Source organism: Paenibacillus sp. MDV22-iso6, assembly GCF_058408365.1.
This window is the reverse complement of record NZ_JBZVDZ010000002.1, coordinates 299,280-318,693: the sequence shown is the minus strand read 5'-3', so window position 1 is coordinate 318,693 and position 19,414 is coordinate 299,280. Positions and strand designations below refer to the sequence as shown.

General features: G+C 47.0%; 19 protein-coding genes. 9 read left to right on the top strand and 10 right to left on the bottom strand.

The annotated features are described in order from the left end of the window. Positions 1-187 precede the first annotated feature (187 nt). Positions 188-469, bottom strand: coding sequence for a hypothetical protein (locus tag AC4PM4_RS07675; RefSeq protein ID WP_063564602.1), 282 nt, complete (start codon positions 467-469; stop codon positions 188-190). Between the two features lie 144 nt (positions 470-613). Here AC4PM4_RS07675 and AC4PM4_RS07670 point away from each other — a divergent pair, with 144 nt between their 5' ends. The 3 genes from AC4PM4_RS07670 (at position 614) to AC4PM4_RS07660 (ending at position 1,597) form a co-directional block, all read left to right on the top strand. Further along, positions 614-775 carry a hypothetical protein gene (locus tag AC4PM4_RS07670; RefSeq protein WP_017690239.1) on the top strand — a complete coding sequence of 54 codons (162 nt, stop codon included), beginning with the start codon at positions 614-616 and terminating at the stop codon, positions 773-775. A gap of 205 nt (positions 776-980) precedes the next feature. After that, entirely contained in the window at positions 981-1,349 is a 369-nt protein-coding gene (locus AC4PM4_RS07665) for a hypothetical protein (RefSeq protein WP_063564603.1), read from the top strand. 38 nt (positions 1,350-1,387) lie between these two features. After that, positions 1,388-1,597: a hypothetical protein gene (locus AC4PM4_RS07660; protein WP_063564604.1), complete on the top strand. Its 210-nt coding sequence runs from the start codon at positions 1,388-1,390 to the stop codon at positions 1,595-1,597. A 177-nt stretch (positions 1,598-1,774) separates the two neighbouring features. On the opposite strand, the gene AC4PM4_RS07655 is transcribed toward AC4PM4_RS07660, so the two are convergent. After that, positions 1,775-2,986: an MFS transporter gene (locus AC4PM4_RS07655; protein ID WP_063564605.1), complete on the bottom strand. Its 1,212-nt coding sequence runs from the start codon at positions 2,984-2,986 to the stop codon at positions 1,775-1,777. A 257-nt stretch (positions 2,987-3,243) separates the two neighbouring features. Between AC4PM4_RS07655 and AC4PM4_RS07650 the strand changes: the two genes are divergently transcribed. Continuing rightward, positions 3,244-3,891: a peptidylprolyl isomerase gene (locus AC4PM4_RS07650; protein ID WP_491613262.1), complete on the top strand. Its 648-nt coding sequence runs from the start codon at positions 3,244-3,246 to the stop codon at positions 3,889-3,891. Between the two features lie 187 nt (positions 3,892-4,078). Here AC4PM4_RS07650 and AC4PM4_RS07645 read toward each other — a convergent pair whose 3' ends face one another. Then, a complete protein-coding gene (locus AC4PM4_RS07645; RefSeq protein WP_024632483.1) occupies positions 4,079-4,261 on the bottom strand; it encodes a hypothetical protein in 183 nt (60 codons plus the stop codon). A 128-nt stretch (positions 4,262-4,389) separates the two neighbouring features. Here AC4PM4_RS07645 and AC4PM4_RS07640 point away from each other — a divergent pair, with 128 nt between their 5' ends. Both AC4PM4_RS07640 and AC4PM4_RS07635 read left to right on the top strand, forming a co-directional pair. Then, entirely contained in the window at positions 4,390-4,647 is a 258-nt protein-coding gene (locus AC4PM4_RS07640) for a YqkE family protein (protein ID WP_413375869.1), read from the top strand. A 158-nt stretch (positions 4,648-4,805) separates the two neighbouring features. After that, a complete protein-coding gene (locus AC4PM4_RS07635; RefSeq protein WP_063564608.1) occupies positions 4,806-5,600 on the top strand; it encodes an SDR family oxidoreductase in 795 nt (264 codons plus the stop codon). Positions 5,601-5,756: 156 nt separating this feature from the next. Here the strand turns inward: AC4PM4_RS07635 and AC4PM4_RS07630 are convergent, their stop codons facing one another. Further along, positions 5,757-6,518, bottom strand: coding sequence for a YwaF family protein (locus AC4PM4_RS07630; RefSeq protein WP_491613260.1), 762 nt, complete (start codon positions 6,516-6,518; stop codon positions 5,757-5,759). 447 nt (positions 6,519-6,965) lie between these two features. Between AC4PM4_RS07630 and AC4PM4_RS07625 the strand changes: the two genes are divergently transcribed. Beyond that, complete coding sequence (locus AC4PM4_RS07625) at positions 6,966-7,940, top strand: ring-cleaving dioxygenase (RefSeq protein ID WP_064640266.1); 975 nt, start codon at positions 6,966-6,968, stop codon at positions 7,938-7,940. A 103-nt stretch (positions 7,941-8,043) separates the two neighbouring features. On the opposite strand, the gene AC4PM4_RS07620 is transcribed toward AC4PM4_RS07625, so the two are convergent. The 3 genes from AC4PM4_RS07620 to AC4PM4_RS07610 all read right to left on the bottom strand — a co-directional run bounded on the left by AC4PM4_RS07620 (position 8,044) and on the right by AC4PM4_RS07610 (position 11,298). Further along, entirely contained in the window at positions 8,044-8,757 is a 714-nt protein-coding gene (locus tag AC4PM4_RS07620; protein WP_491613259.1) for a stalk domain-containing protein, read from the bottom strand. A gap of 248 nt (positions 8,758-9,005) precedes the next feature. Beyond that, positions 9,006-9,851 (bottom strand): hypothetical protein, encoded by an 846-nt coding sequence (locus AC4PM4_RS07615; protein ID WP_491613257.1) that lies wholly within the window; start codon positions 9,849-9,851, stop codon positions 9,006-9,008. A gap of 169 nt (positions 9,852-10,020) precedes the next feature. Next, positions 10,021-11,298: a methyl-accepting chemotaxis protein gene (locus AC4PM4_RS07610; RefSeq protein WP_063564613.1), complete on the bottom strand. Its 1,278-nt coding sequence runs from the start codon at positions 11,296-11,298 to the stop codon at positions 10,021-10,023. Between the two features lie 321 nt (positions 11,299-11,619). Here AC4PM4_RS07610 and AC4PM4_RS07605 point away from each other — a divergent pair, with 321 nt between their 5' ends. Then, on the top strand, positions 11,620-13,050 hold the full coding sequence (locus tag AC4PM4_RS07605; protein WP_063564614.1) for an aspartate ammonia-lyase: 1,431 nt from the start codon (positions 11,620-11,622) through the stop codon (positions 13,048-13,050). A 158-nt stretch (positions 13,051-13,208) separates the two neighbouring features. Here AC4PM4_RS07605 and rpoN read toward each other — a convergent pair whose 3' ends face one another. Then, positions 13,209-14,513, bottom strand: a complete 1,305-nt coding sequence (gene rpoN, locus AC4PM4_RS07600) for an RNA polymerase factor sigma-54 (RefSeq protein ID WP_491613256.1) — start codon at positions 14,511-14,513, stop codon at positions 13,209-13,211. A 118-nt stretch (positions 14,514-14,631) separates the two neighbouring features. Next, positions 14,632-16,179, bottom strand: a complete 1,548-nt coding sequence (gene pruA, locus AC4PM4_RS07595; protein WP_491613254.1) for an L-glutamate gamma-semialdehyde dehydrogenase — start codon at positions 16,177-16,179, stop codon at positions 14,632-14,634. A gap of 245 nt (positions 16,180-16,424) precedes the next feature. Here pruA and AC4PM4_RS07590 point away from each other — a divergent pair, with 245 nt between their 5' ends. Further along, complete coding sequence (locus AC4PM4_RS07590) at positions 16,425-17,348, top strand: proline dehydrogenase family protein (protein ID WP_063564617.1); 924 nt, start codon at positions 16,425-16,427, stop codon at positions 17,346-17,348. Between the two features lie 222 nt (positions 17,349-17,570). On the opposite strand, the gene AC4PM4_RS07585 is transcribed toward AC4PM4_RS07590, so the two are convergent. After that, positions 17,571-19,414 (bottom strand): YVTN family beta-propeller repeat protein (locus AC4PM4_RS07585; RefSeq protein WP_491613253.1); only part of this gene is annotated, 1,844 nt, incomplete at its 5' end.

Below are 19,414 nucleotides of genomic sequence, written 5' to 3'. Positions count from 1 at the left end.
GATAGCTTTGGGCACATTTTTCATTCACAGCACCTCAAAGTTCTTATTTTCTCTATCCCCAAGTTCTCTCATTTATCATTCGCCACAGTTTGACGTGTCACCTTCTTGTAGGAAAATGAAAATTCACATTTTAGTAGATTTATAGTTTTATTTCCATTTATTTGATAGATTCCGAGTGTTTTCTCCATTATCCGCGCAGATCTTCGAACTGGTTCTCAATCATTTCGCGCTCTTTCTGTTCAATCTTCGTACGATATTCCAACCACTGCTCTGTTTCCTCATCGTCATAGATCGTCCATATATCCGAGAAAAGATAGTCCCGCAACTGGACAATCTGTCCTGACCATATCCCGCCTACCCAGAACAGCCCGTCCGGACGACGAATAACGGTACGGGAAAACCCGGGCGTAGACGCTTTTTGCCCGATTCGGATTTGAGTGATCATATTCCCCAGCGTAAACCAATCCAATTGGAATCCCTCCCTCATATATCCATGTTTCATCATATCATAGGCCAAAGATGAAAAGCTGTAAAACTGATCTCTGCGATTCAATCGTCCCTTCCGGGTGTAATGTTCCTCAAAGCAAACACTTACCAATGAGGAGTGATTCAAATGAATGAGCCACACAGAACGGTAGAGGTAGAACATAAGGATGTCCAACACAAATCGGATTCAAGTATGGTCGCTTCCACGTTTATCAAGTATGCGGCTTATATCATTATTTTCTTTGGATTTCTGTACTTTCTGGTCAAATATGTATTTCCTAAATTTTAAAGCATATACGTTGAATCTGTAATCCGTACATTATTCACTTTCAGCTTATATTTATATTTTGGGAACACAAGGGAATCATAATGGGTGCGAGATTACAACGTTAGCCCTTTGGGTAACTACGAAATAAGAACCTTTCTTTTCAAGATAACTGCACAATCAAAAAAAACAACCAATAAATATAATCCACTGAGAGGGAGTGCTACTTATGTCAGACAGACCGATTAGCAATGAAGAGAGTGAACGTTACTACGACCGTTATCAGAGATCCCGTGATATTCCACTGGAAACCGAAGTCCCTGAAGGTGACATAGACACTTTTGATGAAGTTACGGGAAAACGTATCGATACTGATAATACAGTGTATCCGCCCCTTGTAGCGGCTACGGAAGAACCGGAATTGGAGTCACGGACAGCGGAGCCTGCACTCGAATCCGTACCTGATGCTGATCTTATTCAACCGAATAGTCCGGTTGATCCTGCGGCACCCGACCCCAACGCTCTTCACGGGACGGACCTGCTAAACGGCGCTGGGGCAGATGCGAAACCGGAGAACGATATTCCACCACGGCGCTAATCCTCTTGTCACAGCCTGAATTAGGAGGTGCAGACACGATGAAGGATAATCACAAGCGACAAGTACATGAGCCCGATAATCTGGTAACCGAGCGGGATATTGATCCGAATTTTGGATTGTTCACGGAAGATTCCTTTCCCGAAGCCCTAGCAGATGAGGATCAGCTTGATGCTGTTGAACATGCCGTTCCGAAGGAGAACGTTGAAGGCGTTGAAGGTCCACGAAAAGATTCATCCTTGGATGAATAGGAACGCATTACAGATTCATTAAGAATATAGGAAGCCTCTTGCCCAAGAGGTTTCTTTTTGCTTTAATTTCGTAATAACAATGACTTTATCCTGAAAAAGAGATGGCTACCGTCTTCGTACGGTGCCATCCCTCTCTCTGCTATCCAATTAGCCATTTCACGTTTTAACATTTTTTGATTACTTCGCCAAAGGTTTGCCCGCTCCCGGCAACTTCTCCTCCAGTCGGGACCATTTCGCCACAATGGCGGTAATCAGCAGCGCCACTCCATTGATGATAAAAATCCAACGAATCGGCAACCAGCCACCCAGAACACCACCGATTATCGGCCCCGCCATCGTACCGATCTGGGAAGCCGACTGATTCAGGCTGAATGCTCTTCCCCGGAAGCCAGGTTCTGTCACTTGCACAATCATTGCATTAATCGCCGGGAACACCGCAGCAAAGAACAATCCATACACAAAACGCAAGATGCCGAATCCAATATAACCTGTAGTGAAAAACTGCAGCAGGTTACCAATCGCCCCACCAACGAGGCCAATGATCAGAACTTTGCCATAACCGATTCGCGAACCGATCTTACCCCAGCGCGGTGCCATAATAACCGTAGCCACACCAACCGCAGAGAAAATAATGCCCGAGCTGAGAGAAGCACGATCGGGCTGAATGCCCATTTCCATCACGTATACCGTCAATAACGGCTCCAGAATCATCACGGAGAAGGTACATATGCCCATCATGCCAAGCACCGTAATAAATAATTTATTGGCCCTGGCTTCACGGATGTCATCCATCACATGAGAACGTGCCTTGTTCCGGTTGAAGTTCTCTTCTTTGACCCAGAAGGTTGCGATCAACGCCGAGACCAATACTACGATGCTGGAAAATAAAAATGCATTCCGGTTGCCATAATAGTGGCTTACCACCCCACCAATTAATGGGCCGATTATACCTCCTGTTGCCCCGGCTGTTGACATGATACCAAGTGCATACCCTGTCTTCTCTTCCGGTGTATTGGTACCGACAAGTGCAATCGCCGCCGGAACAAACCCCGCGAGCAATCCCTGAAACAAACGAACCACGATTAATGAATAGGGGTCCTGCACAAAATAATTGATCAAATACAAAACCGCAAGGCTGTATCCCGACCGGATCAGCATTGGCTTGCGCCCGTATTTGTCAGCCAGTGATCCCCAGAAGGGAGACACCAGCGCACTTGCCAGAAACGTGATGCCAAAGGCAAGCCCTGACCAGAACTCCAGGTGATCACGAACGCCCAGATCGCCACTCAGAAACAAAGGCAGAAATGGGATGGAGATCGAATAAGCGGTGCTGCAAAAAAACACACCAATCCACAAAATCACCAGATTACGCTTCCACGAGAAGTCCATATACCAGCACGCCCTTTCCGTTACTGACGCCGGGACTGCCGTGTATTGGAGCGGACGGAACAGACCCGTACGTCCCTGACTGCGGAAGCATTTTCCTTATTTTACACCTCTGTAAGCATTTACACCATCCCTTATCGCCCATAATATCCTACCTTGCATTGCCATCTTGTCCGCAAAAACGGTATGATAGTTGAGGGATTATCCGAAAATAATTCTGACTAAATATATTATGCAGAGATGCAAGGGGGAACGTTCTCATGTCTTTTCGGTGGAAAAAAACAACAGCTGTGTCGCTGGTTCTAGCGATGTTGCTTATCGTCATTAGTGGTTGTGGGCGCCCTGCAAGCAGCGCGACGGAAACACCGGCTCCAGTGGAGCCTACTGGTCCCAATCCTGTAGCCACAATTGAAATGTCAGATGGTCAGAAAATCGTCATCGAGCTCTATCCGGAGATTGCACCAAATACGGTGAACAATTTTATCTCATTGGCGAATAAAGGTTTCTATGACGGTTTGAACTTTCACCGTGTTATCCCAGGCTTTATGATTCAAGGTGGTGATCCAAACGGCGATGGTTCGGGCGGCCCAGGTTATGCGATCAAAGGAGAATTTACATCCAATGGTCATAAAAACCACCTTAATCACACGCGTGGGGTTATCTCCATGGCGCGGACAAATGATTTGGACTCCGCAGGCTCCCAGTTTTTCATCATGTTAGCTGATGCTGATTATCTGGATAACGCTTATGCTACCTTTGGCAAAGTGACAGAAGGTATGGACGTCGTTGATGGAATAGCTGCTCAACAAATAGGCGAAAAAGACAAACCGGTTACGGATCAGGTGATGAAAAAAGTCACTGTCGACACTCAAGGAGTAGAATATCCTGAACCGGTAAAAATGCCTTAACCTTACCTTTGGAACGGATTTTAGTTATCCATCTTAATTCACAACCTGTAAGACAAACAAAAGCTCTGTCCTGCGTATTCACGCAAGGCAGAGCTTCATTCAATGTTAGCGTTTACATATATGACTTTATAAAAAATTCCCTCTTCCGGCACAACTCTATATGCAGCAGCTCTGCAACCCGCTGATCTCAATACATCCATCCCATCAAACGCAACCAACCGATGATCGCAATCCATAGCGGACAGCTGAAAGCAACACCCCATGCAAGCCCTTTCAGTAAACTACGGTTTACTTCCACGAACAACGACTCCTTTCTCCAGGGAATAGTCGCAGTATCGGTAATAATATATGAATTTATACCCGTTTTCATTCGTCACGTAACCCCCTATTTCCTGCTTTTGTCCCTCAGTTTCATGGAATGGGTTTGGTGAACCTGATATAATATGTTTACTGAACGATGTTGGAAGCTGATTCATGTTTTTGAGAGGAGATTATTCTATGGCAAAATCCAAAAAACACACCCCTGCTCCCAAAGCAGCACAGGATAAACCGACCACACTAAAGGATCTGCTGAGCAGTGATGTGTTAGAGAAACTGAAAGCTCAGGCGGATGAAGCCAAGGCTGCCGAGGCAGACCGCAAAGAACAGGAACGCCTGCAGGCGGAAGAAGTTCGTAAAGCGGAACAGAAGCGGAAAGATAATGATTTTGAGTACCTGTTGAACAACAGTTCGTTGGACTGGAAGAAACATAAGTAACTTTTGCAGCAATCAGATCATCATGATATCTAAATGATAGAAACAGGGCCGTTGAACGGTCCTGTTTTTTTGTATCGTGCATATGATTCATCACTCTTTAGTCGGGTATGTAGAGATAGAGAGTATACTGACAATCCATACGATACGGAGGGATCAGGATGACTGAACAACGTTTGCAAGGGAAAGTTGCGATTGTAACCGGAGGTGGCTCAGGAATTGGCCAGGCAACCGCCATTCGTTTCGCTGAGCATGGGGCCAAAGTGTTCATGCTGGACCGGACCCCAGAGAATGCTGAGAAAACCAAACAGACGATTGAGAATGCAGGCGGAGAAGGCCACGTCATTGAATGTGATATATCCAAACCGGACAACGTGCAGAAAGCAATCAATCAGGTGGCAGAGCAAGCTGGACAGCTTGATATTGTATTTGCCAATGCGGGCATCAACGGCACGATGGCTCCCATTGAAACGATGGAACCTGAGGACTGGGATCAGACGATGGGCATCAATATGCGCGGCACGTTCGCAACTGTGAAGTACGCCATACCCCATTTGAAAGACCGCGGAGGAAGCATTATTATTACGAGTTCCATCAACGGTAACCGTGTATTCTCTGGCATAGGGTTCTCTGCATACGCTTCCAGTAAAGCAGGTCAGACAGCTTTTACAAAGATGGCAGCATTGGAACTGGCCCGTTACAAGATTCGTGTCAACGCCGTCTGCCCAGGAGCCATAGACACGAACATCGATGACAACACTTATCCTTCGGACGATCTGAAAGAAGTACAGATCCCGGTTGAATTTCCCGAAGGTCATGAACATCCACTCAAAGGTGAACCCGGAACGTCGAAGCAAGTCGCCAATCTGGTGCTCTTCCTCGCTTCCGATGAATCTTCCCATGTGACGGGTACCCGGATCTACGTGGATGGAGCGGAATCTTTGCTCCGTGGATGATATTTAGTAACATGTTCCCTGTGGAGTTAACAGCCAAACATCCCGCTAACGATCTGGATATCCAGACCGCTGCGGGATGTTTAGTTTGAAATATATCTTTATAGAAGAACGAAGAACAGCTCCCACTGCCTACCATTGGTATCGGATGACCTTTAACTAGAGCGCTGAACTCTTTCCTCTCTTCACTCGATTATTCAGCCGCTCCGGAATGGCAAAGAGTAGGACGTACATTAGGGAGAACATGACTAACGCCAATACCTCTTCCCCAAGAATGTACAAGGGATAGGGGCCCAACATGTCGAGCACTGAAGGCGTATTCGGTTTGTGTCTCAGGAACATATAATTGGCTTCAAGCAGGACATCCACACCATATACGACCAACGCAGCCACGTTCACGTATATCATCGAACCCAACACAGATCTCCAGCTTGGACGAAGCTGTTCCACCCAAGTCATATAGAGCAACGCCACAATAATACAAGCGTGAGCAGTAAAAAATTGAATGAAACGAAAATGTGCAAAACCATAACCGAGATTAGGCGTTACAATTGCCATCAATGCCCCTGCTATTCCTGCGAATAACAATGCAGAATGCAGCAGTCGGCTGCGTGTCAATAATAGCAGCGCAGATAACAATAGTGACAGACTGCATAACTCCAGCGGCAATGAAGTCTGTAAACTCCACACATCCCCATATACATACCAGAGCTGAAGCACAATCTCACAGCCGAACATGACACATGCCAGAGCGATCCGAAAGGTACGACGTGTGTGCGGTGCCCAGGACCGCAGCCAATTCCGAAACAGGAATATCAATATAACCAGTGCAGCAATCACACCGATCGCCCATAGGTGGGAACTGGAAAACAGCATAAACGGTTTTGCATCATAAGGGTCTAGCCACTGAGGATAAGCCATGTTCCTCTTCTCTCCTTCTCATTACACAAACACAGTTTATCTCTTTAATGTTAACTTTTTCATTTTGTCATTGAATGAATGCACTGTCCAGATGGAATTCTAAATTAGGATTGTATTTTAAATATCTTTATGTTAAGATAAATCCAACAACAAAACACACAAAAAGTTAGTAACTTTCTTAACGGAAATATTATAAATCATATATATGTTCTTCTAAACATTTACACGATAACGGAGAGGACAGAAATAAACTGAAGAAGCGAAGCGTTCGCCTAAAAGCTTTCTGAAAGAAAGCTACATCGGAAGCATACGCTATCCCCGGATTTTCCCCTTTGGAAAGAGGAATCAAAAAATCTGGGGATAACAGCGATCGGAAGGTTGTTCTGTCATCGGAGTGCCAGTGTAAATACTCATTAGTTGAACATATATAACCAGGAGGAATTTATAATGCAAATCAAAGGACTTCACCATGTATCTGCACTGACCGCACACGCCGCTGAGAATTATCGGTTCTACACCAACGTCATGGGTTTGAGATTGATCAAAAAAACAGTCAATCAGGATGATGTTTCGGTCTACCACCTCTTCTATGGAGATGAAAAAGGGAATCCGGGTACCGAACTTACCTTCTTTGAGATTCCGATGGCCGGACAGACACGCGAAGGCGTGAACAGTATCTCAGCAACATCACTTCGTGTTCCTAGCGATGCAGCCCTGACGTACTGGCAACAGCGTTTTGACGAATTCGATGTTCCTCATGGAGAAATCACTGAACGCGGTGGGCGTGCCACTCTCTCGTTTACGGACTTTGAAGGACAACGTCTGATTCTGGTTTCTGATGAACACAATACAGGTGTTGCAGGGGGCAAACCTTGGGAACAAAGCCCTGTACCTGTCGAGTATGGCATTGTAGGCTTAGGCCCAGTCCATCTTACCGTTAGAGACGCGTCCCTTACGGCTCCAGTTCTTACTGAACTGCTCGGCTTCCGTCAAAAAGGAACCTATCCTGCTTTTGTCGCAGGCCAACCCGATGTACTCGTCTTCGAATCCGGTGAAGGTGGAAATGGCTCTGAGGTGCATGTCGAAGAACGAAATGACCTTGCCCAAGAACGCCCTGGACGAGGCAGCGTGCACCATGTTGCCTTCCGCGTCGATAATGAAGAAGAACTGAAACAATGGGTAGAACGGGTTCATAATTTCCGATTCCCGAATTCCGGTTTCGTAGACCGTTTCTACTTCCGCTCCCTGTACTTCCGTGAAGCCAATGGCATTCTGTTCGAGCTGGCAACCGATGGTCCCGGCTTCGACACGGATGAAGAATTGGCTCATCTTGGAGAGTCCCTGGCATTGCCTCCATTCCTTGAAGGTCGCCGTGCAGAGATTGAAGCGAATCTCAAACCGCTCGATACCGTAATTCGCTAACCTGATCATACGTCCCAAAAAAACAAAAAAACGATTATCACTATGCCAATCCGGAACAACCATCCGGCTGATGCATAGGCGATAATCGTTTTTAATATCTCGTTTATTTTTTGGATAAATATGAGGTCGTCAACGGAACAAACAGGGAGGCACCCGGGTCCTCATCAACTATTTCAACAAAGATGGCATCCGTGTCTGCAACATCCACGTCTACCCCAACCAATCCGTCTTCAGGAGCAAGCGATACCGTCTTGAGCGTTGTATTGTTTTCGTCCATAATCTCAAGCTTCTGTGAACCGCCAAGAACAGCCAAATCGAGATGAAGCTTGGCATACTTTTTCTGGGTCATAACTTGGAAGCTCTTGCCTTGCTTGGCTGTGTCGGTATGCAGGTAAACATCTTTGTAATCTTTGCCTTTGTACGCCGTTTCGGCCGGATCTTTGGTATGCCAGTCCGAGGTGCCCAAGGCTGCAGTTCCCAGCGAACTTAATGTCAGCTTGCCGGTTTCGGATGGTGGTGCAGATCCATTACTGCTGCCAATGTTAACGGATGATGTTGCGCTGTCATACGTAATTTCTGTACCGAGCAGTGTGCCGACTGCACGCACTGGCAAATAGGTCGTTCCGTTGTAAGTAATCGGCAATACCGTTTTCCCATTAGCATCTTTGGCTGTTACCGTTGTCCCATTTAATTTCAGAGATATCTTGCTGTTCAAATATGCTTTGATCGGTTCCAGACCCGTTGCTGCGAGTGCGCCAGTGCCGATGCCGAGAGTTAGTGTACCCACCATTAAGCCCAATACAACCTTCTTCTTCATGAATGATCCCTCCTAAAGTATGAAATAGATGAGTTCCATCCTTTATACATTTAAACGACTAAAGTGTTTGTGTCAACCATTTCATGGTAAATCTCTGAAAAAAAATTCGATTTTGGATAGCACAAAGCGAGGCTAAAGGTACATCATTTTTTCAGCCTCACCCGTTTCCCTCTGTCATTTCAGACCGTGGGGACATATTTTTTTTATCATTGTTCTCAGCTATTCTGCGCTTCTCTGATTACTTCCGTTCAATCAAAAGATTCATAGTACTCATCTTCATACTCTTCCGTGCTGTATTCCAAGTCCACAGCCTGCCACTCGCCATCTTTATAGTCATAGGCAAAGTTCAAGTCACCGTCATATAAACCCATACCGTATGCACCGGATGCCGACACAACCAACTTGCCATTCTCCACACTGTAATAAACAACACCGCCGAACTTGAGCTGCTCGTTATACACGCCCTCGCTCGTGTCTTCCTCCATTAGGGAAGGTTCTGAATGAACACCATCAACGGTAACGTTGATCGTCACCTGACCTGGTGTAACACTGACTTTCGAATTTACATGCTGCTTCACAATCTCATCCAGTGATTGCATCTTCATCTCTTCCAGCGTTTCTGGATCGATAATATGTGCTTCTCCCAGATAAATGCCTGTTCCATGACCAGCTGTAAACAACACAACAATCTCCTTCTTGCCATCTCCATTCAAATCCAGTTCGTGTACTTCGGGTTTGTAAGATCCGCCTTCTCCTTGCCATTTGCTGAATTCACGTTTCTTGCCGTTCACTTCCAACACCATTCCGTTATATATATATCCTGAACCTTCGACTTTCATGGGGCATAGTCTTACATTCTCATTTTCTGGAGCAACCGAAACGTACTCTCCCTTTACAGGAATCGATTCCTTCGTTGTAAACGCTGCTTCATTCATTGTTTCTATATTGGAAGCCACGACCGCTGAGGTCTGGCTGGATTGATCATCTATGTTAAGCTGTTTTTGCGATTCATTCATGGTTCTGGCAGACGAAGTTGTACTAATCGTCGCTACCGCCAAAATAATCATCAGCAGGATACCTGTCCAAGTTTTCAATATGCTGGGCTCCTTAATCTGTAGTGGAATACTACCATTATATCTTCATTTATCGCCCAAGCGTTGCGATTTTGTTAATGTTTCATAAAAAAATCTTTACATATTTCAGTTTCTACGAAAGAACGTTCGGCTTTAACCATAATAAGCAAAAAAACACCCCGGAAACAGCTTAAGGCTGCATCCGAAATGCTTTCGTTTTGTCCATTAATCGATCTGTTAACTGTCTCAGCTCTTCAGCCGAGGATGAAATCTCCTGCATAATTGCCGTCTCTTCATGTGCCGCATCCATAATCCGTCTTGCCTCATCCGAGAAAGATCCGGCTTTCCCTTGAATCTTTTTCACATGGCCGTGCGTTTGTTCTACGCGGCTGGTCTGTTCCCCAATTTTGGATCCGATTTCATGAGCGCCCTTCATAAACACTTCTACCGTACCTGTAAGCTCCTGCAACGTCTGATCAACAGAGATCGTGCGCTCGGACTCATTCACAACGAGGCCATGCTGTTCATGAATCAGTTGGGCTGTATCCTTGATACGCTGCTGAACACGGCTGATCAGCTCATTAATCCGATGCACCGATTGTTTGCTCTCATCTGCCAGCTTACGAATCTGCTGAGCAACGACAGCAAAGCCCGATCCCTCTTCCCCCGCACGTGCAGCCTCAATGGAAGCATTCAGGGCAAGCAGCCCTGTTTCCTCTGCAATGTTTTTGACAGACTGAGTAATGGCTTCAATATCCGAGGCTTCCTTCTCAAGCAGCACCATGATGTCCCGGGAACGGTTGTGTGACTCCGTCAGCTCGTCCATTCCTTTCATCAAAGAAGAGAAGGTCTGCTTCGTATGATCTACAGAACGTTCCATCTGGCCGGACATCTCTGTCATCCCAATCGACTGACTGTGCATACGCTGAAAATCGTTCAACATCTCATCCGCTGTAATCAAAGACTGATGTGATGTCGTCTTCTGCTCTTCCACACCCACAGCAATATGATCCACCGCATCAGACATCATCTCGATCTGCTCCGCTGCCTGGGCGATTGCTTCACTAAGTGACTGGGCGTTCTGTGAGGTTGTACGTGTACTATCTGTAATATCGTTTACAATACTTCTCAAATTAAAAACCATTACGCGAAAAGCATCATATAATACAGTAATTTCATCCTGTGTTCTCCGCTCTGGAATCTTGGCAGTCAAATCCCCCGATGAGACTTGTTGTGCCGCACGGGACAAATGCACAATTGGACGAGTCAACCAACGAGAGGCAAACCAGCCCAGAATCGCGTTCCAGCATACGCCCATGATGAGTACGATAGAGATATACAACCAGCTTGGCATGGAGAACGAGAGCCAATCCTGAAGGAAAAATATAAAAAAGCCGCTAGTTCCGTACGTAATCAGTGAAATCAGTACCAAACCTGCGACGGTTTTTGCGCCTAAAGTCCATTTCATATTCACACCTCATAGTCCTTTTTTCCTATTTTACCAATAGATAACCAAATTACATGTGATTTAGATCACTGAAAACGACAAATTAACACCCATCTTATTCTTCATGCATGACTTCTCCTCTAAGTGGAGCATAATTGATAAGACGAGTTTTGACTAACTGAACCTTTAATCCGCCAAAGTGATATCCTTAATTTAAATTATTTATCGGCAAGTAGGGTGAAATGATTTAGCTTGGCATCCATTTTGCTTAAATGATATACTGAGTGCGCTTCGGCATTGCCGGAGCTGACCTATTTTTGGATGCCACTGGAGGCGAACGAAATGTCTACAATGTCCACAAGGACGGAGAAAGATTTTATTGGAGAAAAAGAAATTCCTGCTTATGCTTATTACGGAATACAGACGGTTCGGGCTGTAGAGAACTTCCCGATTACCGGCGTTCCTGTACACCGGGAACTGATTACAGCTCTGGCTGCGGTGAAAAAGGCTGCGGCAATCACGAATATGGAGCTGAAGATGCTGCCACGCAAAATTGGCGATGTCATCGTCATGGCTGCTGAAGAAATGATGAAAGGCCATCATCTGGATCATTTTATTGTTGACTCCATTCAGGGCGGTGCAGGCACCTCCATGAATATGAATATGAACGAAATTCTAGCCAATCGTGGACTGGAACTGTTATTGCAGAACAAGGGTGACTATTTCCACTGTAACCCGAATAACCATGTAAACATGTCCCAATCCACCAATGACGTGATCCCAACTGCACTGCGCATTGCTGCGTATCGGTTGTCGGAAACATTGCTTGATACGATGAAGCGTTTGCAGGATGCGTTCCGCAAAAAAGAACAGGAATTTAACGATGTAGTCAAAGTAGGCCGGACACATCTTCAGGATGCTGTGCCTATTCGACTTGGACAAGAGTTCGGTGCCTATGCGCGTGTTATCGGACGTGATATTGAGCGTCTGGAGTTCGCAAATCGCCGCCTGCTCACCATTAACTTGGGTGCGACGGCTGTAGGTACAGGTCTCAACGCGAAACCCGAATACATCGTTAAAGTCACGGAGCATCTGTCCGATGTGACAGGATTGAATTTGCAAACGGCCGAGGATCTTGTGGATGCCACACAGAATACGGATGCCTATCTGGAATTGTCGGCTGCACTGAAAGTATGTGCTGTCAGTCTGTCCAAAATCTGTAACGATATTCGTATGATGGCTTCTGGCCCACGCGCAGGATTCAATGAGCTGCGTCTTCCACCGCGTCAGCCAGGTTCGTCCATTATGCCGGGCAAAGTGAATCCGGTTATGGCGGAAGTGATCAATCAGGTATCCTTCCAGGTTATGGGGAATGACCATACGATCTGCATGGCCTGTGAAGCTGGTCAATTCGAATTGAACGTCATGGGCCCTGTTATTGCGTTCAACTTGCTGCAATCGCTGAAAATCATGAATAATGGTATCGACGTCTTTACTCGTTATGCCGTTGAAGAGATGGAAGCGAACCGTGAGCGTTGTGCATTGATTATGAAGCAGAGCTTTAGTGTAATTACAGCGCTTAATCCACATCTGGGCTATGATGTGGCAGCCTCCATTGTGAAGGAAGCGTTGAAGACCGGAAACACCTTGCAGGAGATCATTCTGGAACGGGGTCTACTGACACCGGAAGAACTGGAAGAAATTTTGCATCCGGAGCAGATGACTACTCCTGGTATTGCAGGTGAGCACTTCCTGCACAATATGGAACGGTAGTAAGCTGTTTAAGTTCCACTAATGAATATTTACATTGACACTCCGATGATAGAACAACCTTCCGATTGCTGTTAAATCGGAACGAATAACCCCCGCAGACCGTTACCACGGCTCGCGGGGGTTACTTGTTTAGGATATATAATGAAGGCAAACGTCATTCATGCCCAGCGCTTCCGTTCAAGTGAAGGCAAAATCTGAAGCTCTTCCCTGTATTTCGCAACCGTTCTGCGGGAGATAACGATGCCTTCATTCGCGAGTAATGCGGTGAGTTGGCTATCCGAGTATGGGCGTTCCGCCCGTTCAGAACGAATCAGCTCTTTCAGTCTGAGCTTCACCGCCGGCGCAGAGGCCATTTCTCCATTCGTTGTTTCAAGACCTGATGCAAAAAAAGCCTTGAGTTCAAAGACACCATGCGGTGTCTGAACATATTTGCCATTGACCGCACGGCTCACCGTCGACTCATGCATGCCGATGGCCTCTGCAATAATCGCCAGATTGAGCGGCTTCAAACCGGCAGGTCCTTCACGCAGAAAAGATTCCTGTTCGCTCATGATTGCAGCTAGGACACGCATCAGAGTTCGGCGACGCATGCGTACACTGCGAATGATCGCTCTCGCCTCTGCTGCCCGGCCTGACCATACCTCATCTGCATCAATCTCCTTGATCCAGCGACAACAAGCTTCGTTCAGGGATACCCGCGGCACACCCGCTGAATTTAAACGTAGAGAAAGTTCATCATTCCTTATCTGCACAACGGCATCCGGAATAATATAATGTGGACGTTCCGTACAACCGATGGATCTGCAAGGTTTCGGGTCTAGACAAGCAATATAGTCATAGGCTGCCTGAGCCTGCTGTGAAGAAATCCCTAGTCTTGTTCCTGCTCTGCCTGGGTGGAAACGAACCAACTCCTCCAGACCTTTCGCCACCATGTACTCCGCATGCTGGTTAGCTAATGGATCACGCCTAATCTGAAGCAACAAGCATTCACGCAAGTTGCGCGCTCCCACACCTGCCGGGTCCAGCGACTGGAGAATGTCCAGGGCTGCTTCAGCCTCAGTCAACGATATTCCCCTTGCCGATGCAACCTCAGTCAATTCCATCGGTAGATAGCCATCATCGTTGACACAACCAGCCAAATATACAGCTGTTGTCTCCATTGCAGGTGTAAGATTCTGCAACCGAAGCTGAGATATCAATAAATGTTCAAGTGTAGGTTCGGCGCCTTTCATCTGTAACAGCGGATCATAAGAGGAGAACCTCTCCTGATTCAACCGTCGGGGAAGACGGGTGCGCAGGGTAGAGGGCTCTTCTAGCTCAAGCACCGGATTTTCATCCGCCGCCTCCTGCAAATAACGAGTCAGCTCCTGACCCGACAAGGTCAGCAGATGAATGGATTGCTTCATCTCCGGCGTAATGGATAATCGAATACGCCCCTCCTGCACCAACTGAAATCCTAACATCCGTCTCCCCCCTTAAGCGCTGCTCAAGCTACTCCAGTATACTGACGAACAAAGACTATTTCAGGAAATGATAGCATAAAAACCAAGCGATTACAGCGGGCCCAGACCCAATTTTCAACTAATATTTCTCGGATACCAACTTCGCTTGGGTGAACAGCAGCAAGTAGTCTCTTCCCCCTGCCTTGGAATCTGTTCCCGACATGTTAAATCCGCCAAATGGATGTGTACCCACGAGTGCACCTGTGCATTTACGGTTAAAGTAAAGATTCCCCGCAAAAAATTCCCGTCTGGCTTGTTCCAGATGTTCGCGATTGCGCGAGATCACCGCACCTGTCAGTCCATAATCGGTATTATTGGCAATATCCAGTGCATCCCCGAAGGATTCTGCCTTGATAAAGGCCAGAACCGGTCCAAAAATCTCTTCCTGTGAAATCCGTGCTTGTGGGTCCACATCGGCAATAATGGTCGGTTCAATGAAATAACCTGCCTCGTTCCCTGTACTACCACCGAGTACAAGGCGTCCTTCACCCTTGCCTATTTCAATATATTCTGTGATCTTGGCATACGCCTTGTCATCGATAACCGGACCTACCTGATTTCCGACTTCAAGCGGACTGCCCATGCTCAGTTGCTTGGTACGTTCAATCACTTTTTGCAGTACCTCGTCATATACATCTTCATGAATAATGGCACGGGAACACGCAGAGCACTTCTGTCCCGAGAAACCAAACGCTGAAGCCGTGATGGATTCCGCAGCCAATTCCAGATCACTGTCGCTATCTACAACAATTGAATCCTTGCCACCCATTTCAGCAATCACCCGTTTAATCCATTTCTGTCCCGGCGCGGTGCGTGCTGCACGCTCATTGATCCGCAGACCGACATCTCTGGAGCCTGTGAAGCTAATAAAACGGGTGAGCGCATGGTCCACCAGATAATCGCCAACCTCACTGCCCGGTCCTGGCAAATAGTTCACTACGCCGTCCGGCACACCCACTTCTGCAAGCAGCTCCATGAATTTGGCAGCAATAACCGGTGTTGTACTGGCTGGCTTCAATACAACCGTGTTGCCAGATACCAATGCAGCAGAAGTCATACCTGCCATAATCGCCAGTGGGAAGTTCCATGGTGGAATTACAACTCCCACACCAAGCGGAATATAACTCAATTCATTATCTTCGCCTGCAATTCGTGTGAGCGGCTGTGGTTCACTCAGACGCTGCATCTCACGGGCATAAAACTCCATAAAATCAATAGCTTCCGCTGTATCTGCATCCGCTTCTGGCCATGTTTTGCCTGCTTCGTACACCATCCATGCCGAAAATTCATGCTTACGCCGCCGCATGAGCGCCGCCGCTTTGTACAAATAACGGGCACGTTCATTCGGGTCCGTATGTTTCCATGTGCGGAATGTTTCCGCAGCTGTTTGGATGGCCTGCTCGGCAAGCTCTTGATCGGCCTGATAGATCTTTCCGACGATCTGATTTTTGTACGCAGGATTCACGGAGGATACCGTGCGGGCGCTTGTTATTTTTTGTCCACCAATAATAATGGAGTATTCCTGGCCAAGTTCAGTCTCCACCTTGCGAAGTGCGTTCTCAAAAGCTTCCCGGTTGGCCGGGACTGCAAAGGATGTGAATGGTTCGTTAACAAAAGGGATATTCATGAATGATTTCCTCCTTCAGATGTGGGGGTTCGCTGGCTGTTTGCCTGAGTTGCCATGCATTTTACTCATCACCCAATATATGTAGCAAGATCCGTGCCAACTCCGGTTGATGAAGGAATATTTTTTAAAAATAAATATTATCCTTCAAAATTACGGCCCATTTTCTTCTATGCAGAACAACCTTGGCATGATTATTGCTTGATATCTTTGTTATAAAGAAACATGATCCATAAGGAGGAACCCCGATGAGTATCGGAACCGAAATGTACCGTAAAACACTGCTGACCGTCGCAGGTAATAAAGCTGTGGAGAATCTCTCCATCAAATACGGCAAAAAGCTGGCTGGAAAGTTTATCGCAGGCAACACACTGGAAGAAGCTCTCGAAGAGATTCGGGTACTCAACAACAAAGGCATTATGGCTACACTGGATCATCTGGGCGAGGGCATTACCCATTTAAGAGAAGCCGCGTTGTATCGGGATGAGTATATACGTCTGGTGGAAGGCATTGCCCGTCAGGGTGCAGACTCCAATGTCTCGCTAAAACCTACCCAAATGGGACTCGCGCTGGACCCTGAGGAAGGTTATCGAAATATACGTGCGGTTGCCACCCAAGCTAAGCTGCATAATCTGTTCGTCCGGATCGATATGGAGGACAGCCCATTTACCCAAGCGACTTTGGATATTGTGCGCCGTTTACACTCGGAAGGACTGGATAATACAGGTACGGTACTGCAAGCCTACTTGCATCGTACCGTAGAAGATACACGTGATATGATTCGGGAAGGAATCCGGCTGCGTCTGGTGAAAGGTGCTTACAAGGAGCCTGCATCCGTAGCTTATCAGAACACTTCAGAAGTGATTGATCAATTCAAAACGATGATTCGCAATCATCTCGATCAGGGGGTATACACAGCAGTTGCATCACATGATGACCACATTATCTCCTGGACCAAGCAATATGCGAAGGATCGGGGAATTTCCCCAGATGCATTTGAATTTCAAATGTTGTACGGCTTGCGCATGGGCGAACAGGAACGCCTGGCCAGGGAAGGCTACCGCATTCGTTGTTACGTGCCCTATGGAACCATGTGGTACCCGTATTACACCCGCCGTCTGGCCGAGAAACCAGCAAATCTCTGGATGGTGGTCAAAAACATGTTCAGATAATTTCTCGACTGGACTCAGACATAAAAACACAAGCATAAAAAAACAAAAACCATGCTGCCACTTTCTTTCAGGGCACATGGTTTTTCTGTATACACAGCATTCCAGAGCATCCAACTTTTCTTCTCTCCGGCTTATCTCTTAATGTCTAAAAAATGAGCATCCCCAATTTAAAATGTCTATTTTTTTAGACACACCCAATTACTATTCACTGGTGCACTCTCATTAAGGATTTATCCCTATTCCCAATGGTCCGGAATTTACGGTAATTGTAGCTGTAACGGTATTGGTATTTCCATCAATAACCGAGATCGTACCACTCGTATTGTTCGCGACATAAACTCCATTAGTTAAAGCATCCACTCCTACACCGGATGGTGCAGATCCCACTGGAATGGTGGCAACGACGGTATTGGTATCTCCATCAATGACAGATACATTATTGCTGCCGTTATTTGCAACATAGACAAAGTTCGTGTTTGCGTTCAGTCCTGCTTCAAACGGCCCAGTCCCTACTGGAACGGCAGTTAGAACGGTATCGGAAAATCCGCTAATAACAGAGACCGTATCGTCCCCATTATTTTCCACATATATCCGGTTATTTGTTGGATTCACCGCTACTCCCAACGGCTGTGCTCCTACATTAATAGTATTTACGACGGTATTTGTATCTCCATTAATGATAGAAACTGTGTTGTCACCTAAATTAGCCACATAGATGAGGTTGGTGATCGGATTTACCCCTACACCAAACGGTTCAGTACCCACTGGAATGGTAGTCACAACTGTATTGTTATTTCCATTAATAACGGAAACGGTGTTGTCGCTGAAATTATTCACATAAATGAGGTTCGTGTTTAGATTCACAGCTATTCCCTCTGGCTGAACACCCACTGGAATGGTTGTGACGACGGTGTTGGTATTTCCATTAATAACAGAAACCGTATCATCCCCAAAATTAGTTACATAAATCAGGCTCGTGTTTGAATTTACTGCTATAAACTGGGGTTCGCTGCCCACGAGAATCGTGGTTACAACGGCATTGGTATTCCCGTTAATTACACTAACATTATTACTTCCAGAATTAGCTACATAAATTAAATTCACGGAAGTAGGTATACCAGTGGATCCTGTGACTCCAGTAACTCCAGTAGCTCCCGTTGCCCCTGTTGCACCTGTAACACCAGTAGCTCCCGTGATTCCTGTTCCTCCGGTAACTCCAGTAGCTCCCGTGACTCCTGTTGCACCTGTAACACCAGTGCTGCCCGTTACCCCTGTTGCTCCGGTAACCCCAGTATCGCCCGTTGCTCCTGTTGCACCTGTTGCACCTGTAACACCGGTAGCTCCCGTGACTCCTGTTCCTCCGGTAACTCCAGTGCTGCCCGTTGCCCCTGTTGCACCTGTAACACCGGTAGCTCCTGTTACTCCTGTTGCTCCAGTAACCCCAGTGTCTCCTGTTACTCCTGTTGCTCCAGTAACCCCAGTATCGCCCGTTGCTCCTGTTGCACCTGTAACACCGGTAGCTCCCGTGACTCCTGTTCCTCCGGTAACCCCAGTATCGCCCGTTGCTCCTGTTGCACCTGTAACACCGGTAGCTCCCGTGACTCCTGTTCCTCCGGTAACACCGGTAGCTCCCGTGACTCCTGTTCCTCCGGTAACCCCAGTGCTGCCTGTTGCCCCTGTTGCTCCGGTAACACCGGTAGCTCCCGTGACTCCTGTTCCTCCGGTAACCCCAGTATCGCCCGTTGCTCCTGTTGCACCTGTAACACCGGTAGCTCCCGTGACTCCTGTTCCTCCGGTAACCCCAGTATCGCCCGTTGCTCCTGTTGCACCTGTAACACCGGTAGCTCCCGTGACTCCTGTTCCTCCGGTAACCCCAGTATCGCCCGTTGCTCCTGTTGCACCTGTAACACCGGTAGCTCCCGTGACTCCTGTTCCTCCGGTAACACCGGTAGCTCCCGTGACTCCTGTTCCTCCGGTAACCCCAGTGCTGCCTGTTGCCCCTGTTGCTCCGGTAACACCGGTAGCTCCCGTGACTCCTGTTCCTCCGGTAACCCCAGTATCGCCCG

Bases quoted from the DNA above. Each gene is read 5' to 3' on its own strand.
- AC4PM4_RS07610 (WP_063564613.1), bottom strand. From the start codon at position 11,298: ATGAAATGGACTTTAGGCGCAAAAACCGTCGCAGGTTTGGTACTGATT.
- AC4PM4_RS07665 (WP_063564603.1), top strand. From the start codon at position 981: ATGTCAGACAGACCGATTAGCAATGAAGAGAGTGAACGTTACTACGAC.
- AC4PM4_RS07605 (WP_063564614.1), top strand. From the start codon at position 11,620: ATGTCTACAATGTCCACAAGGACGGAGAAAGATTTTATTGGAGAAAAA.
- rpoN (WP_491613256.1), bottom strand. From the start codon at position 14,513: ATGTTAGGATTTCAGTTGGTGCAGGAGGGGCGTATTCGATTATCCATT.
- AC4PM4_RS07635 (WP_063564608.1), top strand. From the start codon at position 4,806: ATGACTGAACAACGTTTGCAAGGGAAAGTTGCGATTGTAACCGGAGGT.
- pruA (WP_491613254.1), bottom strand. From the start codon at position 16,179: ATGAATATCCCTTTTGTTAACGAACCATTCACATCCTTTGCAGTCCCG.
- AC4PM4_RS07620 (WP_491613259.1), bottom strand. From the start codon at position 8,757: ATGAAGAAGAAGGTTGTATTGGGCTTAATGGTGGGTACACTAACTCTC.
- AC4PM4_RS07655 (WP_063564605.1), bottom strand. From the start codon at position 2,986: ATGGACTTCTCGTGGAAGCGTAATCTGGTGATTTTGTGGATTGGTGTG.
- AC4PM4_RS07630 (WP_491613260.1), bottom strand. From the start codon at position 6,518: ATGGCTTATCCTCAGTGGCTAGACCCTTATGATGCAAAACCGTTTATG.
- AC4PM4_RS07640 (WP_413375869.1), top strand. From the start codon at position 4,390: ATGGCAAAATCCAAAAAACACACCCCTGCTCCCAAAGCAGCACAGGAT.
- AC4PM4_RS07645 (WP_024632483.1), bottom strand. From the start codon at position 4,261: ATGAAAACGGGTATAAATTCATATATTATTACCGATACTGCGACTATT.
- AC4PM4_RS07590 (WP_063564617.1), top strand. From the start codon at position 16,425: ATGAGTATCGGAACCGAAATGTACCGTAAAACACTGCTGACCGTCGCA.
- AC4PM4_RS07650 (WP_491613262.1), top strand. From the start codon at position 3,244: ATGTCTTTTCGGTGGAAAAAAACAACAGCTGTGTCGCTGGTTCTAGCG.
- AC4PM4_RS07625 (WP_064640266.1), top strand. From the start codon at position 6,966: ATGCAAATCAAAGGACTTCACCATGTATCTGCACTGACCGCACACGCC.
- AC4PM4_RS07660 (WP_063564604.1), top strand. From the start codon at position 1,388: ATGAAGGATAATCACAAGCGACAAGTACATGAGCCCGATAATCTGGTA.
- AC4PM4_RS07670 (WP_017690239.1), top strand. From the start codon at position 614: ATGAATGAGCCACACAGAACGGTAGAGGTAGAACATAAGGATGTCCAA.